General features: G+C 38.2%; 13 protein-coding genes and 1 pseudogene. 7 read left to right on the plus strand and 7 right to left on the minus strand.

Annotated features, from left to right (window positions below):
• Positions 1–51 precede the first annotated feature (51 nt).
• Entirely contained in the window at positions 52–246 is a 195-nt protein-coding gene (locus LC653_RS15630) for a hypothetical protein (protein WP_229495341.1), read from the minus strand.
• 94 nt (positions 247–340) lie between these two features.
• Positions 341–1,237, minus strand: a complete 897-nt coding sequence (locus LC653_RS15635) for an ABC transporter permease (RefSeq protein WP_100901440.1) — start codon at positions 1,235–1,237, stop codon at positions 341–343.
• A gap of 227 nt (positions 1,238–1,464) precedes the next feature.
• Between LC653_RS15635 and LC653_RS15640 the strand changes: the two genes are divergently transcribed.
• The gene (locus LC653_RS15640) at positions 1,465–1,704 is read left to right on the plus strand and encodes a hypothetical protein (RefSeq protein WP_229495342.1); all 240 of its coding nucleotides are present in this window, start codon (positions 1,465–1,467) and stop codon (positions 1,702–1,704) included.
• Positions 1,701–2,114 (plus strand): putative toxin-antitoxin system toxin component, PIN family, encoded by a 414-nt coding sequence (locus LC653_RS15645; protein WP_229495343.1) that lies wholly within the window; start codon positions 1,701–1,703, stop codon positions 2,112–2,114. Before LC653_RS15640 ends, LC653_RS15645 begins: the two co-directional genes overlap by 4 nt.
• A gap of 63 nt (positions 2,115–2,177) precedes the next feature.
• On the opposite strand, the gene trxB is transcribed toward LC653_RS15645, so the two are convergent.
• From trxB to LC653_RS15660, 3 genes are all read right to left on the minus strand, one after another.
• The gene (trxB, locus tag LC653_RS15650) at positions 2,178–3,548 is read right to left on the minus strand and encodes a thioredoxin-disulfide reductase (protein WP_229495406.1); all 1,371 of its coding nucleotides are present in this window, start codon (positions 3,546–3,548) and stop codon (positions 2,178–2,180) included.
• A gap of 132 nt (positions 3,549–3,680) precedes the next feature.
• A complete protein-coding gene (locus tag LC653_RS15655) occupies positions 3,681–3,854 on the minus strand; it encodes a hypothetical protein (RefSeq protein WP_229495344.1) in 174 nt (57 codons plus the stop codon).
• 61 nt (positions 3,855–3,915) lie between these two features.
• Positions 3,916–4,701, minus strand: coding sequence for an Rpn family recombination-promoting nuclease/putative transposase (locus LC653_RS15660; protein WP_229495345.1), 786 nt, complete (start codon positions 4,699–4,701; stop codon positions 3,916–3,918).
• A 100-nt stretch (positions 4,702–4,801) separates the two neighbouring features.
• On the opposite strand from LC653_RS15660, the gene LC653_RS15665 reads away from it, so the two are divergent.
• The 5 genes and pseudogenes from LC653_RS15665 (at position 4,802) to LC653_RS15685 (ending at position 9,493) form a co-directional block, all read left to right on the plus strand.
• A complete protein-coding gene (locus LC653_RS15665) occupies positions 4,802–5,368 on the plus strand; it encodes a Uma2 family endonuclease (protein ID WP_229495346.1) in 567 nt (188 codons plus the stop codon).
• Between the two features lie 187 nt (positions 5,369–5,555).
• Complete coding sequence (locus tag LC653_RS15670) at positions 5,556–6,101, plus strand: type IV pilin-like G/H family protein (RefSeq protein WP_229495347.1); 546 nt, start codon at positions 5,556–5,558, stop codon at positions 6,099–6,101.
• Between the two features lie 114 nt (positions 6,102–6,215).
• A complete protein-coding gene (locus LC653_RS15675) occupies positions 6,216–8,426 on the plus strand; it encodes an O-linked N-acetylglucosamine transferase, SPINDLY family protein (RefSeq protein ID WP_229495348.1) in 2,211 nt (736 codons plus the stop codon).
• Positions 8,427–8,751: 325 nt separating this feature from the next.
• Positions 8,752–9,170: pseudogene (locus LC653_RS15680) on the plus strand (XisH family protein).
• The gene (locus LC653_RS15685) at positions 9,158–9,493 is read left to right on the plus strand and encodes a XisI protein (RefSeq protein ID WP_229495349.1); all 336 of its coding nucleotides are present in this window, start codon (positions 9,158–9,160) and stop codon (positions 9,491–9,493) included. The pseudogene LC653_RS15680 and the gene LC653_RS15685 overlap by 13 nt, the downstream one beginning before the upstream one ends.
• Positions 9,494–9,512: 19 nt before the next feature.
• Here the strand turns inward: LC653_RS15685 and LC653_RS46835 are convergent, their stop codons facing one another.
• Both LC653_RS46835 and LC653_RS15700 read right to left on the minus strand, forming a co-directional pair.
• Positions 9,513–12,296, minus strand: coding sequence for a glycosyltransferase (locus LC653_RS46835; RefSeq protein WP_308189092.1), 2,784 nt, complete (start codon positions 12,294–12,296; stop codon positions 9,513–9,515).
• 77 nt (positions 12,297–12,373) lie between these two features.
• Positions 12,374–15,001 (minus strand): glycosyltransferase family 2 protein, encoded by a 2,628-nt coding sequence (locus LC653_RS15700; protein WP_229495350.1) that lies wholly within the window; start codon positions 14,999–15,001, stop codon positions 12,374–12,376.

Raw genomic sequence — 15,001 nt, forward strand, 5'->3', positions numbered from 1 at the left:
CCATTCCCTATTCCCTATTCTCCAGTTCAAAATCAACAATTCGTCAGGGTTTTAGGATTTGGCACGAAAATATTCTAAATTTTCTGTCCTATTGGGTGCGAGTCGTAAATTAGCAACAGTCATAGTACGAACACTCAATTGCTCTTGCCAAGCTGTAATTGGCGCACCTCTTAAGATACCAGCAAGAGCAACGGAAAGGATAAACCCGCCAGTAGCGGCAGCAATTAACGTTAGATTATCTTTCATACAAATCTCTCTATTGTTTATTTGTCATTTGTCATTTGTCCTTTGTCTTTTGTCCTTTGTCTAAAACTAATGACCAATGACTAATGACTAATGACTACTTTCGGATTCTATTTTCTCTTCGTAATCGGGGATTGACAAATTCATTTAACCCCTCACCAAGTAGTGATAACCCTACCACCATGAATGTCATGGTTAAACCAGGGAAAAGTGTAGTCCACCAAATGCCAGTAGGTAGAGCTTCTAAGGCTTGTTTTAAATCATGTCCCCATTCTGCCACTTCTTCGGGGAGTCCTAGCCCCAAAAAACCCAAACCGCCCAACACCAAAATCGCATCAGCAGCGTTGAGTGTGAATAGAACGGGTACGCTTTGAATGACGTTGAAAAACAGATAACGAGAAAGCACAACCCAAGTAGAAGCGCCCATTGCTTGAGCAGCTTCGATGAATACTTCAGTTTTCACACTCACAGTGTGGTTGCGAACAACGCGGTAATATTGAGGGATGTAGGCAATGCTAATAGCGATCGCTGCATTTAATATCCCACGCCCCACCACAAACGCCAGTGTCACAGACAGCAGTAGTCCCGGTAGAGTGTAGATGCTATCCATAATAAACAGCAACACTTTATCCAATTTACCGCCGAGATAACCACTCAGCATCCCCAAAGGTACACCGATAATCATACTCAGCGCTGTTGCCAAAATCACCACCTGCAAAGCAGCTTGAGCGCCGAACAGCGTGCGGGAGAACACATCATAGCCCAGACGACTAGTACCAAACCAATGTTTAGCTGAGGGTGGCTCGTGAATTGGATTAGAAAGAAAATCTTTAGGGTTTTGCAGCCATCCCCAAGCCTGGAATACGGGAGCGAAAAATGCCAGGAAGATGAAAAATAGGGTAATGGCTAACCCGATGAGCATGAGTTTTTGCGAAAGATTGAGACTGTTGCCAAACTGTAAAAATGTCGGTAGTCGCCGTTTTGTAATGGCCATAAAGCGATCGCCTGGAGCAAAGCTTGATACGCTGACTATTTTACATATCAGATAGGGGATTGCGTAAACATCGTGAATAAAAGTCCAACTGTTTCGCGGTGGATACAAAGCTAGACTGAGTTAGAGGTGAGATTATGCCTTATTTTTGCTAGAAATAAATTACCAGCCGTTGTCACCACAAAGTTTAATTATCCCAAGTAGAGAAAGACCAAGTTAATGGAGGAATTATGAACGCTTACAAAAAATACATCACTATTACAGATCCAAGTCAAGTAATATTATCTGATTTACCTTTTCAGGTAGGACAAAGAGTAGAAATAATTATCTTAGCTGAGGATAATCCAAGAGCAGAAATTAGTAAAAAACTGAGAGATTTATTTGATAAAACACAGTCGCTTCCGGGAGTACAAGATATTACAGAAGCAGAAATCTCAGCAGAAATTGAAGCTTACCAACGCGGGGAATGAAAGTTGTTGTTGACACGAATGTTTTAGTTTCTGCTGTCCTTAAGGGTAGAGTACCAAGAGATGTTATTCAGTTTATTTTTGATAATCCAGATTGGCAATGGATAGCTTCTGAAGAAATTATTGTGGAATATAAAGAAGTCTTAAGCCGAAGCAAATTTAAGTTGACAGATGAGGTGAGAGGTGAATGGTTTGAAATTATCGATACATTTCTAACGCTAATTGATGTCAATTTTGAAGTTGATTTTCCCAGAGATAGAAAAGATGCAAAGTTTTTAGCTTGTGCTATGGCAGCAGAAGCAGATTTCTTGATTACGGGTGATTCTGATTTTAATCAGGCGCAAACTTTGGTCAATACAACGATTATTTCTGTATCTTTATTTAACAGGTTAGTTTGCGATGTCGGGGGGTGAGTATTGAAAATTAGTAACTGTCAATGATTTTTTACTATTCCCCATTCCCCACTCCCCATTCTCTTACAGATTACTTTCAATCAACTGGCGGTATTCGCTCTTTTGCTTCACACCTTTAACTTCCTTCACCAGTTCCTTATTTTTGAACAATTGAACCGTTGGTGTTCCTGTCACACCTGCATTTTCAGCAATATCTCGGTCTTTGTCGATGTCAATTTCTACGAAGTGAATTTTGCTGTCAAATTCATCCACCACTTTATTTAAAATTGGTTTCAGGGTATGGCAAGGGCCGCAACCAGGAGAGACGTATTTAACAAGGAGTAAGCGATCGCTTTCATGGAACAATTTCCGTAAGGCATAACCTCCCTCATGGCGTGTCGCATCCAATTTAAATCCAGCTTCTTCCTCGGCTTCAGTCTTTTTGGCTGGCTGATGTTCTAATTCATTAACTGCTGTTTCTGGCTGTTGATGGAATTCTTGAATCAAGCCACTGGATGACAACCAACGTTCTGCCAACATCGCCGCCATACAACCAGTACCCGCAGCCGTAATTGCTTGCCGAAACTCATGATCTTGCACGTCGCCAGCAGCAAAAACGCCCTCTATACTGGTTTCTACAGAACCATGCTTGGTGACAACGTAACCTACCTCATCCAGTTCTAACTGACCTTTAAATAGAGACGTGTTGGGAGTGTGACCAACGGCGTAAAATAAACCCTTGGCGTGCAGTTTGCTCTCTTCACCAGTTTTGGTATTGCGGACTTTCACCCCTTCCATGTGACCATTACCGAAGATATCCACGGCTTCTGTGTTCCAATGCACTTGGATTTTCGGGTTGTTCAAAACGCGGTCTTGCATAGCTTTAGAAGCCCGCATTTTATCGGTGCGTACCAACATATTTACCTTGGAACCATACTTGGTGAGGTAAATTGACTCTTCCGCCGCCGAGTCGCCAGCACCAATCACAGCCAATTCTGCGCCGTGAAAAATCGGTGTTGCACCATCGCAAATTGCACAAGCGGAAATACCTCGACTCCAAAATTCATGTTCGTTGGGTAAACCTAAACGCTTTGCTGTTGCACCCGTAGCAATGACGATGCTGTTGGTTTTTATTTCCCTCTCTTGCGATCGCACTGTAAATGGACGCTGACTCAAGTCAACTGATATAACATCTTCAGTATATAGTTCAGCCCCCCAGCGCTCCGCCTGAGCCTTCATCTGATCCATCAGTTCCGGCCCGGTAATCCCTTGGGGAAACCCTGGAAAGTTCTCAACTTCCGTCGTTGTCATTAGTTGCCCACCAGGTAATCCCCCGGCTTGGAAACCTTCAAATACAACTGGTTTCAGGTTAGCGCGTCCGGCATAAATAGCTGCTGTGTACCCTGCTGGGCCAGAACCGATAATTACCAAGTTTTCTACAGTTGTGTTAGCCATGAAAATATACGAACTCATAACGACTACGTTTAATATAGCATAACAAACTGTGATTGGCTACGCCGATGGTAAGCGATCGCCAAATGCCTACGGTACTATGCGCTCAACACTTGCCAAAGATACTCTTAACCGCTAAAAGTTTTCTCGCAGATATTTCCTGATAACTTCAATATCTATTTCTAGCAATTCTGCCATTTCTTGAACACTCATACCTCGATCTCTAAGTTTTGGGGCTAATTTCAATCTACTCTTTTCCCAGATGTTCTTGTACAATCGAGTAATTGTAAATTCATCTAAATCAAACATGGTTTCAATTGCTCCTAATATATGTATGTGCCAGTTGCATAAGTTACATTATTCTTAATCACTAAGACTGTTCTTGCAGATATTTCTTGATAATTTCAACGTCTAGCTCTAGAAATTCAGCTATTTCTTGAATGCTCATACCTTTCTCAACACATTTTGGGGCTAATTTCAGCTTGGTTTCTGGTTCTGTCTTTGCCACGATACTCTCGTACAATCGAGTATTTTTGAATGCATCTAAATCAAGCATGGCTTCAATTTCCTCTAAAGTAAGATTGGGAAACTTATAAAATACAATTGCTTGGATAAATGCTAGCACTTTCTTTTGAAGATTTTCATCGGGAAAGTCTTCTCGTGCCTGAGTAATTAGCTGTTGAGCTAAGGAAGTAGCTTTTGTAGGTGATTCTACAAATAGTTTGGCAATTCCTATCGCCAATGAATCTTCAGTACTAGTCGAAAGTTCATTCAGATAAATGCAGCGTAGATGTTGTTCTACTAAAGCCTGATAGCGCGGGTGAGGTGGGGTTTCATGAATGCGGCGATCGTAGATAACAATTGCGTACCAGTCTGAGTTTGCGGGTTTATATTGACGGAAGTAAACAAAAATTTCCCCAAAAAGTCGCTCGTAAAAGTCTTCATCTTTGTAGGTTTGTAATTCAACAAAGTATAAAGGTTCGTTTTCAAATCCCTTGATAGTAGCAAATAAGCCATCTAGACGAAATGATTGTTGTTTGATTTCAGGCGCAATAAATGTGTAGATATTAGGATTAGTATCAGGTTTGTCAATAAGTTCAAAAAATATCTGTGGTAGTTCCTTAATAAGTTCATAAAAAATTACATCTGTTTTCATTAATGCTACGAATGGCAAACTATGCAGGCGTTTTTCTTTCAATACAATACATTGTAGCTTTCGTAGGTATGATATAAATAAAAGCGTTATTTGGTGTATTATGTTCCTCACCATCACCGATTTAGAGCAGTTACACACTGAGCATCCAGAATGGCAGATGGAACTGGTAGAGGGAAAAATCATAGTTTCTTCGCCATCAGATTACGAGTCAGAGGAAATTGGTACTCGTCTAATTACCTTCTTAAATATCTGGGTTATGTCGCGCAAGCTAGGACGTGTAACTGGTTCTAGCGCTGGGTTTATCTTGCCGAGTATAGAAGAAGACGATTTGGAAAAAAGAAACCTGCGATCGCGTGACGTGTCTTTTGTTCGGGCGGATCGGCTAAAGAAGACCAAGCGCGACTTTGTAGAGTTAGTTCCAGACCTGATGGTTGAGATTAAATCTAAAAGCGACAGAATCAAACCGCTTGAAGAGAAGATTCAGCTATTTTTGCAACTTGGGTCTATAGTCGGCATATTGATTGACCCTGATAAATTGACAGTAACGGTTTACCGATTAAACCAAGCTCCAGTGGTGTTGGAAAATGGAGACACACTTACATTACCGGACTTGCTACCAGGTTGGGAAATGGCGATATCAGAACTGTGGCCACCTGAGTTTGAATAAAGCACTCTCACAAACAAAATTGAGAATCTAGCCCCTGGTATACACCAGGGGCTTTTGAATGCAAGGATTTTGGATTGTGTAACCGCATTCCCCCAAACTTTTTTTCTCAAGGTGATAGGAAAGCGATCGCAGTTGGGTAAGTTATATCTAGAACACACAACCACATCCTACACCAGGGAAAACACTTATGAAAACCGAATTAAAAGCAAAGTTTCTCCAACACATCATCGGCAAAAAGAAGGAAAACGAAGGTTTCACACTTATTGAGTTATTAGTAGTAATTATTATTATCGGTATTTTGTCTGCGATCGCACTACCTTCTTTCTTGAATCAAGCTAACAAAGGTAAGCAGTCAGAAGCTAAACAATACTCTGGTTCTATGAACCGCGCTCAACAAGCATATTTCCTAGAAAATGGTGAATTTACCACTGACTTGAATAAATTAGGGATGGGTATTAGAAGCCAAACCGAGAACTATAAATACGAAATTGGCAGTGCGACCAGTAACAATGGCGTTGCTAACAATGGTATCTCTCTGAAAGCACCACTGAAATCTTATGTAGGTGTTGTGGCTTTATCCACTCAACAATCTACTAGTGAAGCAACTACTTTGGCAGTTTTGTGTGAGTCTACTAATGTTGGCGTTGGTACAAAACAAAACGCAGCATTTACTTCTACAACCCCAGTAGAACCGGATTGTCCGACAGGCTACGAACAACTGAAATCTAAATAAAAATGCTTAGTTGTATCAACTTTGATTGAACATGTAATGGAGTGGGTAGTGTAAACTACCCACTTTGATTTTGTTTTAAATTCACCTAATAATACTCTTCTGGGATTCTTGGCTATGACTTCTGTACAAATTCATACTAATATTACCCTTTTTGAACAGCAAGCCCAACAATATTTTATCAAAGGTAACTACAGTCATGCTACTAGTTGTTATGAGCAAGCTATTGAAGCAGAACCAGAAGTGAAAATGCACTACTGGAATTTAGGATTAATGTTGCTCTTGCAGGAGCAAGAAGCAGAAGCGCAGATGATTTGGATGCTGGGTATCGCTGAAGGAGAAGCCCACCAAGTTGAACAATGGACAGTTGAATTGTTACAGGTTCTGCAAACTGAGGCTGAACGCAGGGAGACACTAGCAGATTATTCAGTTGCTTGGGCAATTCGTCAACATATCCGGGAAATAAATCCCATAGATGTTAACAATCTATTGTATTTAATTGAGCTAGCTATCCAACTGGAAACATTTACAGGTGATGAATTAAATTCTCTAGACGTGATTGAGTTGCTTCAGTCAGAAGTAAATGTAGATGTTCAACTATTATTACAAGTGTTTGAGAATATTCTCAATTATGCTCCTTTGCATCCCTCCATTTTGGAGTTTGCAAAAGCTTGTTTAGCTCATGTTTGTGAACCTAAATCTTTTATTAATATTTTAATTCCAGCTACAGTTAAAATCGCTCAGTCAATGTGGGAGCCACAAATTGCATCGCACCTAATTCAGCTAGGTTTAAACCTGGAGCCTAAAAATTTGGAGATTTTGCGGCATTTGACTGCTTTTTATCTTAAGGCTGGTGATTATAATCAAGGTATAGAAACAGCTAAGTTATGCTATTCCTTATCTACTACATTACTCGATCAAATATTTGCAACACATCTGCTGCAACGAGGATTAATGGATGCTCCTGGTTATTGGCAGGAAGCTTGTGGAGTTTTGCAGCAGCAAGAACATTTACTTAAATCTTTAATAGCAGAACAACCTACAAATATTGTAGCAACTAGGGTTCTTCGTCTATTTAATGCCAACTATTTTGCACCATACTTACAAGATGATCCTTATAAAAATAGACAAATTCAAAATCAAGTGGCACAACTTTGTCAACTTAATGTACAAGAGTATGCCAGTGAAGTAATACAGCAGTATAAACAACGTAATTCACAAAAAATAAATAAGCCAAGAAAAATTGGATACCTATCCCATTGTTTATCTAGACATTCAGTGGGCTGGTTGGCGCGGTGGTTGATTCAGCATCATAACCATGAAAAATTTGATGTTTATGGCTATTTTGTAAATTATAAACAGATAAACGATCCGCTACAAGAATGGTATAGTCAGCAATTCACTAAAGCTTATAAAGGTGGAATCTATAGTGAAGATATCGCTGAAAAAATTTACCAAGATGAAATTGATATCTTAATAGATTTGGATAGCATCACTCTAGATGTAACTTGTGAAATCATGGCGCTAAAACCTGCACCTGTGCAAGTAACATGGTTGGGTTGGGATGCTTCGGGAATACCAGCAGTTGATTACTTTATTGCTGACCCTTATGTTTTGCCAGAATCTGCTCAGGGATATTATACAGAAAAAATCTGGAGATTGCCCCAAACTTATATAGCAGTAGATGGTTTTGAGGTGGGTGTACCAACTTTACGGCGGGATTCTTTAGATATTCCTAATGATGCTGTCGTCTATCTCAGCGCTCAGAGAGGATTTAAGCGCCACCCTGATACAGCGCGATCGCAAATGAAAATTATCAAAGAAGTTCCCAATAGCTATTTCTTGATTAAAGGATTAGCCGATTCTGAAGCTGTACAGAAATTTTTTATGCAGCTAGCAGAAGAAGAAGGTGTAGAGTGTTCACGTCTGCGTTTTGTGCCGTTAGATACCTCTGAGGCTGTCCATAGAGCAAATTTAACTATTGCTGATGTTGTATTAGATACTTTTCCCTACAACGGAGCTACGACAACCCTAGAAACACTCTGGATGGGCATCCCCTTAGTAACCAGAGTTGGACAGCAATTTGCGGCTCGTAATAGTTACACCATGATGATGAATGTAGGTGTGGCAGAAGGTATTGCTTGGACAGATGAAGAATATATAGAGTGGGGCGTGCGCTTGGGGAAAGATGAAGCTTTACGCCAGCAGGTGGCTTTGAAACTGAAAGCATCTCGACAAACAGCACCCCTGTGGAATGGTAAGCAGTTTACTCGTGAGATGGAGAAGGCTTACCAGCAGATGTGGCAAAGGTATATTGACGGAAAATAAGCTCGTAGTGAGCGCTTGAGCGTTCAAAATAACCTCTAAGACGATGTTTTAAAAGTTGTTGGTGATGTATCAAAGACTTGTAGATCCTCCTAAATCCCCCTTAAAAGGGGGACTTTGAGGGTTTTTGCCCCCTTTTTTAAGGGGGATTAGGGGGGATCTGTATACAACTTGATACTTTTCAAACAACCTATTACAGTAATTTTCAGCTAAATAAACCACAGATTATTCTAATTTTAAGGAAACCTATATCTATGAGGTGCTTGCCTATGTTGTATGGCAGGCTTAAGAGGTAATATAAAAATAATAAATACAATTGTGGATAAATATGTCTGCTAAAGATGTCTTTCATGAAGTTGTCAAAAAAGCTTTGCAGAAGGATAGTTGGCAGATTAATCATGACCCCTCTCAATTAGTGTGGGTGGTGTGAATGTATCTATTGATTTAGCTGCTGAAAAACTGATTGCGGCAGAACGGCAAGGAGAAAAAATTGCTGTTGAAGTTAAAAGTTTTTTGGAGAAATCATCTGCAATCTCAGAATTTCATACAGCATTGGGACAGTTTATCAACTATAGGGGCGCATTAAGGCGACGACAGTCAGAGCGTATTTTGTATTTAGGAGTACCTTTGACAACTTATAAGACATTTTTTTAACTTGATTTTCCCCAAGCTATGATTGAAGAGAATCAACTCAAAATGATTATTTATGATGTAGAGCAAGAGGTAATTTTTAAATGGATAAACTAGCCCACTATCGCCAGATTGTACAGCAGATATTACAGGAGTATAGTGAGCAAAAACGCGCTTACGGTAATATAGACGTTGAGAATATTTTTGATATAGAACGTGACCATTACCAAGTAGTCCATGTAGGCTGGGAAGGACAAGATTGGGTACATAGTTGCATCATCCATATTGATATTAAGGGTGAAAAGATTTGGCTTCAATGGAATGGTACAGAAGATGATATTGCAGCAAATTTGGTTGCGATGGGAGTTCCTAAAAAGGACATTGTGTTAGGATTTCAGTCTCCTTTCATGAGAAAAATTACAGAATATGCAGTGGGTTAGGGCAAGCTGTCGAGCAATTTTATTGCAGCACATATAGTTGATTACTCAAGCTATCAAGTTGACGAGATGGCAGCTTTTCTGCTTGCACTTGTGTTATTGCTTGTTGATCTTCGTGTTGCAAAATAATTCGAGCATGAATGCTAGGTAGCAAAGCTTCCCACTGAATATCAGCCAATTTTCCCACCAGGGAAATTTCTAACCCTTCAGTAACATCTAAATCTTCTTCCACTAAAAGATTCATAGCCACACTAGACAAAAATAGTTCGGCATCCTCGCCACCAATGTTACCAGTATTGATCAGTAGGGTAGTTTTCTCGCTACTAATATGAGTTGTTAGTGCCCTCATCACTCGTTGTAATTCTAAACCGATTAAATCTTCTGGTTGTGACCAATCAGGAAAAATAATTAAATTCATTTCTTTGAGATTTAAAGACAGAAGAGTAGCATTAATCAAAGCAGAACTTACAGTTTGCGCCATTTTTGACCATGAAAACTTTCTCGCCTGTGCCAAACCCGCAGTAATTAATGAGTTGCGAATATTAGGCTTTTGCACATCGCAAAGTGCATTTGTAAGTTCATCTATATTACTGTGATCAACATATATTGCTGCTTCTCCCGCCACTTCTGGAATTGAAGCATTAGGACAAGTGATAACTGGACAACCACAAGCCATTGCTTCAATAACAGGCATACCAAAACCTTCATATTTAGAAGGATAAACCAGTGCCACAGCACCAGAGTAAGCTATTGCTAACTCTTCATCACTGAGTTGCAGCATATAAACAATACTACCAGATGTGTAAGCTCTAAACTCAGGTGCTAATAAACCACCACTACCTGTACAAACAATATCAAATCCATAGCTACTGGCAAGTTTTGAAAGAGCTTGGAAGAACAAAATACTATTTTTATAGGCACTTCCAACACCAACTAAAATAAAGTATGGTTTTGTAATACTGTATTTTGACTTAAAAGCATTAACTTCTTGAAGTTTACATGGTGAAAAAGTACTTTTAACTCCACAATGAGCAACAGTAATAGACTCTATAATTATATCAGTAAAATATTTTACTAAGTCGTGTGCTGTATGTTGAGAAATTGCGATGTAGGCAGATGCGTATTCGATACCATGATGTTTTTCTTGCCACATAGGATTATTCATATCCCATCCCATAACTTCTGGAATCATGTCATATGCCATGAATACAGAAGGCGTTGTAGTGGGGATAGTATAGTAAGAAGAGATAAACAAGTTTGCACCTTCTTCATCACACACTTGCTGTAGTATTTCCTTATCAGCAAGAGTGTCATTATAGTCATAGGGTAGTAAATTACGATACCTAATACCAGGAATTTTGGGAGCAGTTCCAGCACGGTCAAGCACAACAATATGCTTTGCAAAACCATTATTAGCCCATTCTTCTAATAAAGATTTCCAAACACGAGAAATACCAGTTTGGTATAGTTGGAAGAAGACAGCATCAACAACTATTTTAAAAGATAACTTTTGAGTGACTTTCTGAAGATTTTTGAGATTTTCAGGTAGTAAAAAATTCAATTTTTCTACTAATGTTTGGCTAGAAAAATTAGTTGCGATTGTTTGCCGTGCAACTTGTCCAATTTGGCGACATAAATCAGGATTGTTGAATAACTGAATTGTGTATGCTGCAAACTCTTCAGCATTATCGGCAATGAAGCCATTAACGCCATGTTCTATAGGTGAACTTTCAGCCACATTTCGTAAAGTAATCACAGGTAGACCATGCGCCATTGCTTCAACAATTTTGACTTGCTGACCAGTGCCGCCTATAAGTGGACATACTGCAAACCGACTTTCAGTATAAAGTGGCTTGAGGTCAGGAATGAAACCTAATAATTCAGTACTTTCAACTGGAATTAAATGCTGGCAGCTAGAACCTACAACTTTTAAGCAAAATTCTGGCAATTGATGTAATACGAGAGGCAGCACTTTTGTTGTGAAATATAAATATCCTTGAATATTAAAAGGGTTAGGCCCGATTGCTAACAGGGGCGCATTAGTATAAGTATTATCGACATTCTCCGTAATAAAAGTCATAGGAACATACTCAACTCTTGTTTGGCAAGTATGTTCCCTAATCAACTGTTGCTCTCTAGGGGCGATCGCGATCGTATAATCGTACTGGTCATATATCAAGTATTCGTCAGGAGTAGCGTTCAGATGTAATTTAGAAAAGAAATCCTCATCCACAAGTTCAGAATCTATCTCATCTGAGGTATATGGAGGAGTTCTTAAATATTGTCCTAATGCTTGCCTCATTTGATTACTGAGTGTGAGCAAATCGTGAGTTTCTATTATCCTGACTGCTGACTTAAACTCGTCTCCAATAGCTAGTTTTGCCCAAAATGCATAATTAATCACGACCACATCAGGTGCTAGCTGCCTGAACATTTCACGAAACCTTTGACATAAACCTGGGGGTGTGTAAAAGTCCCAGTTCGTCCCTTCAATATTTGCACTTACTGAGGACATGAATTGCCAATCTGCCTCTGTACCTTGATATACTTCTACATTGATATCAAGGTCAATCTGTAAATCTTGAATTATATCAATTTGCCACGGGTTATCAGTGATTAGATTGGAACCAAACAGAGTGACATCGTAACCTAATTCTTTTAACCCCTTGAGCATCGACAGGCATCTTTGATGTGCGCCTGTTTTACCAGGATAAGGATTGTGGGGGAAAAAGATAAGAGCTTTGTAGCGCATAAATTTTGTATAAATTGATGATAATTTAATTACAATTTTGAGCTTTTCATTCATTTCTAACGAACTTATCCGCTTCTCTTATACTAAAGATTACAGATACACTACTATTTAGAGTAATTGAATAATGATAATTACAATTTATTCTGAGCTAATTTATTAGCTTTATTTATGAGCCAGTTTTCTAGGTCTTGCAAGTCTAAATAGCTTAGGTTTTCTACTCCTACTTGACAAAAAGCTTTTTTGTTTTCTTCTTTCACGCTAATACGAGCTTGAAGATTTGGCAAAAGATATTTCCATTCTCTTTCACTTAAATTACCAATAAGTGAAATTTTAGGTTCTTCTATATTTTCTAAATCTTCTGTTTGCAATAATGTCCAAATTACATCAGATATAATAAAATTAGCATCCTCATCAGAAATATTACTATTATCTATTAACAAAGAGATTTTATCTCTGTTCTGACAAGTAACAATCATTTTAATGATATTGGTCAACTCTTCGTATAGTAATTCTTCTGGCTGCTGCCAGTCTGGAAAAATAACTAAGTTAATATCTTTTAAATTAAATTTTTCAGAGAAATCATCTTCCTCTTTATCTAAAACATCAGCAATAACGGAAGCTGCAATCTGCTGTTTTTCAGTAGACAGTAAAAATGAACCAAATAAATGTAGTAAAGGATTAGCTTCAGATGTGGTTAATAAAGACGCTAGTGAAGCCATTATTTGAGGAGAATTACTGCATTTTAGCCCTTCTCGAATTAGAGCAATAGCAGCAGCTATATCCTGATTATCTAGCATCTGCCTTGCTCTACTCAAAGCATCGAATGCATAATACTCCCTAGCTTTTGCAGATAAACCAGCAGCAATTTTTTCAGGTAAGTAGATTTGGGAAATGTCTATAGCCTTACGCGTATCAGCAATATTTGTGCCAGTTAGGTTCAATCTAGAGGACTCTGAAGCAGAATGTAAACGGAAACATGCCAAAATTTGAGGTTCATACCAAATTGGGTAATGTACGGCAATTCGTTTCCACATCTCCCAATCAGCAGCAGAACCTGCTTCTGGACAAAATCCCCCTAATTTTTCATAGGTGCTGCGTCTGACTACAATAGCGGGAAATTGAACGCGTTGCATTGTAGCGATTAATTCTAGCCAGTTAGAAAGGATACCGGATGTCTCCCTTTCTAGCAGAGACAAAAATAGCCAATTACTATTTTTATCTATATAACTGTGGCGGCAAAATGCTGCTCCAGTGCTAGTTTCTTTTTCTAAACTTGCTTGTAAACGATTATAAAACCCAGGCATGACTATATCATCTTGGTGTAATATATGAACCCAATAACCACGCGCACGTTGTATACAGGCATTCCAATTACCAATGAAGCCTAAATTTTTAGGTTGTCGATAAAAATTAACCCTGCCTTTACCTACCAACTGAACAATTTTCTCTACATCACCTTGGGTAGAACAATCATCAACAACCTCGATTTGCATTAGCTCTGATGTTGGTGCTTGCTCTAGTACACTTTTTAGAGTCTGTTCTAAATATTTTGTATTGTTATATGCAGGAATCATTACAGACCAGAACGGTCTATTATTTTCTTCATTAGCAGGTTTTATTAATGGATATTCAATATCCTCATTCACTAAGTCATTTTTTATAAATTCAGTATCATTAGTATATAGTTTCGCGTCTTTAAGTTTTATTTTAGTTTGCTGCAATTTATTAGATTGAGCTTGTTGTAAAGTATGTTGCAACTTATCCATACTGATAATGCTAAATACATCTTGCTCTCCAGTCAGCATAACTAGATTTGGAAAGTCAAAAGAATACTTTTCTTTAATTCTAATAACAATATTTTTATTGGTAAAAATTTGATAAAGTGTATCAATTGCAAAAAATTTATAAGCAGGATTCCCAACCTGTAGTGCTAACATAGCAACATAAAAAGATGCTAATTCTGTTTCCAGAGAAGTAATATCTATTAAAATATCTGGAAATATTTTTAGGAAGTTGTTATTAACTTCTATTTTTAAATAATTTTTCAGAATTTGAGTAATTTCTAAAGATTGACGGATGTGTTTAGTAGGTTTATCACCGCTAGCATTCGTCTCATTTTGAAGAACACGGAATTTTATAAGATTTTCTGGAATTATATAAATTTCATAATTCATACAAAGACGTATCCAGAAATCTAAATCTGGCAGTTGAGCAAAGCGTTCATCATAGCTACCAATATGGTCATAACATTTTTTTCTAATCAAAACGCTGGGATGACATAAACAATTTAACCTGAAAAAAAAATAATTGAGCCACTCAAATCTTGTTCTATTAGGCTGTATAAAAATATGCTTATAAAAGTGGTTTTCATCCTGAAATTCATTACCATATTCGTCTATAATCTCTGCGAATCCAAAAACAGCGCCAATCTCTGGATTTTTATCTAAAAAATTAACCTGTTTCTCTAGTTTTTCAGGAGCAAAAATATCATCAGAACTTAACATTGCTATAAATTCACCTTTAGCTTCGCTAACACACTTATTAGCAGCTACACAAGCACCCTGATTTCGTTCAAAACAAAATAGCCTAATTCGGGAATCTGTAAAACTTTTAATAATCTCCACAGTTTTATCCGTAGAACCATCATCTGTAATAACTAGTTCAAAATCTTGATATGTTTGATCTAAAACACTTTGAATTGCTTCACCTACAAATTTTTCGTGGTTATAAGATGGAATAATAACTGTAACTCTTGGCAT

The sequence above is a fragment of the Nostoc mirabile CHAB5784 genome, assembly GCF_020829645.1.
In the GTDB taxonomy this organism is placed as follows: domain Bacteria; phylum Cyanobacteriota; class Cyanobacteriia; order Cyanobacteriales; family Nostocaceae; genus Nostoc; species Nostoc mirabile.

What these genes read in the sequence shown, in the direction of transcription:
- LC653_RS15630 (WP_229495341.1), bottom strand. Translation starts at nt 246, where the DNA reads ATGAAAGATAATCTAACGTTAATTGCTGCCGCTACTGGCGGGTTTATC.
- LC653_RS15635 (WP_100901440.1), bottom strand. Translation starts at nt 1,237, where the DNA reads ATGGCCATTACAAAACGGCGACTACCGACATTTTTACAGTTTGGCAAC.
- LC653_RS15640 (WP_229495342.1), top strand. Translation starts at nt 1,465, where the DNA reads ATGAACGCTTACAAAAAATACATCACTATTACAGATCCAAGTCAAGTA.
- LC653_RS15645 (WP_229495343.1), top strand. Translation starts at nt 1,701, where the DNA reads ATGAAAGTTGTTGTTGACACGAATGTTTTAGTTTCTGCTGTCCTTAAG.
- trxB (WP_229495406.1), bottom strand. Translation starts at nt 3,548, where the DNA reads ATGGCTAACACAACTGTAGAAAACTTGGTAATTATCGGTTCTGGCCCA.
- LC653_RS15655 (WP_229495344.1), bottom strand. Translation starts at nt 3,854, where the DNA reads ATGTTTGATTTAGATGAATTTACAATTACTCGATTGTACAAGAACATC.
- LC653_RS15660 (WP_229495345.1), bottom strand. Translation starts at nt 4,701, where the DNA reads ATGAAAACAGATGTAATTTTTTATGAACTTATTAAGGAACTACCACAG.
- LC653_RS15665 (WP_229495346.1), top strand. Translation starts at nt 4,802, where the DNA reads ATGTTCCTCACCATCACCGATTTAGAGCAGTTACACACTGAGCATCCA.
- LC653_RS15670 (WP_229495347.1), top strand. Translation starts at nt 5,556, where the DNA reads ATGAAAACCGAATTAAAAGCAAAGTTTCTCCAACACATCATCGGCAAA.
- LC653_RS15675 (WP_229495348.1), top strand. Translation starts at nt 6,216, where the DNA reads ATGACTTCTGTACAAATTCATACTAATATTACCCTTTTTGAACAGCAA.
- LC653_RS15685 (WP_229495349.1), top strand. Translation starts at nt 9,158, where the DNA reads ATGGATAAACTAGCCCACTATCGCCAGATTGTACAGCAGATATTACAG.
- LC653_RS46835 (WP_308189092.1), bottom strand. Translation starts at nt 12,296, where the DNA reads ATGAATGAAAAGCTCAAAATTGTAATTAAATTATCATCAATTTATACA.
- LC653_RS15700 (WP_229495350.1), bottom strand. Translation starts at nt 15,001, where the DNA reads ATGCCAAGAGTTACAGTTATTATTCCATCTTATAACCACGAAAAATTT.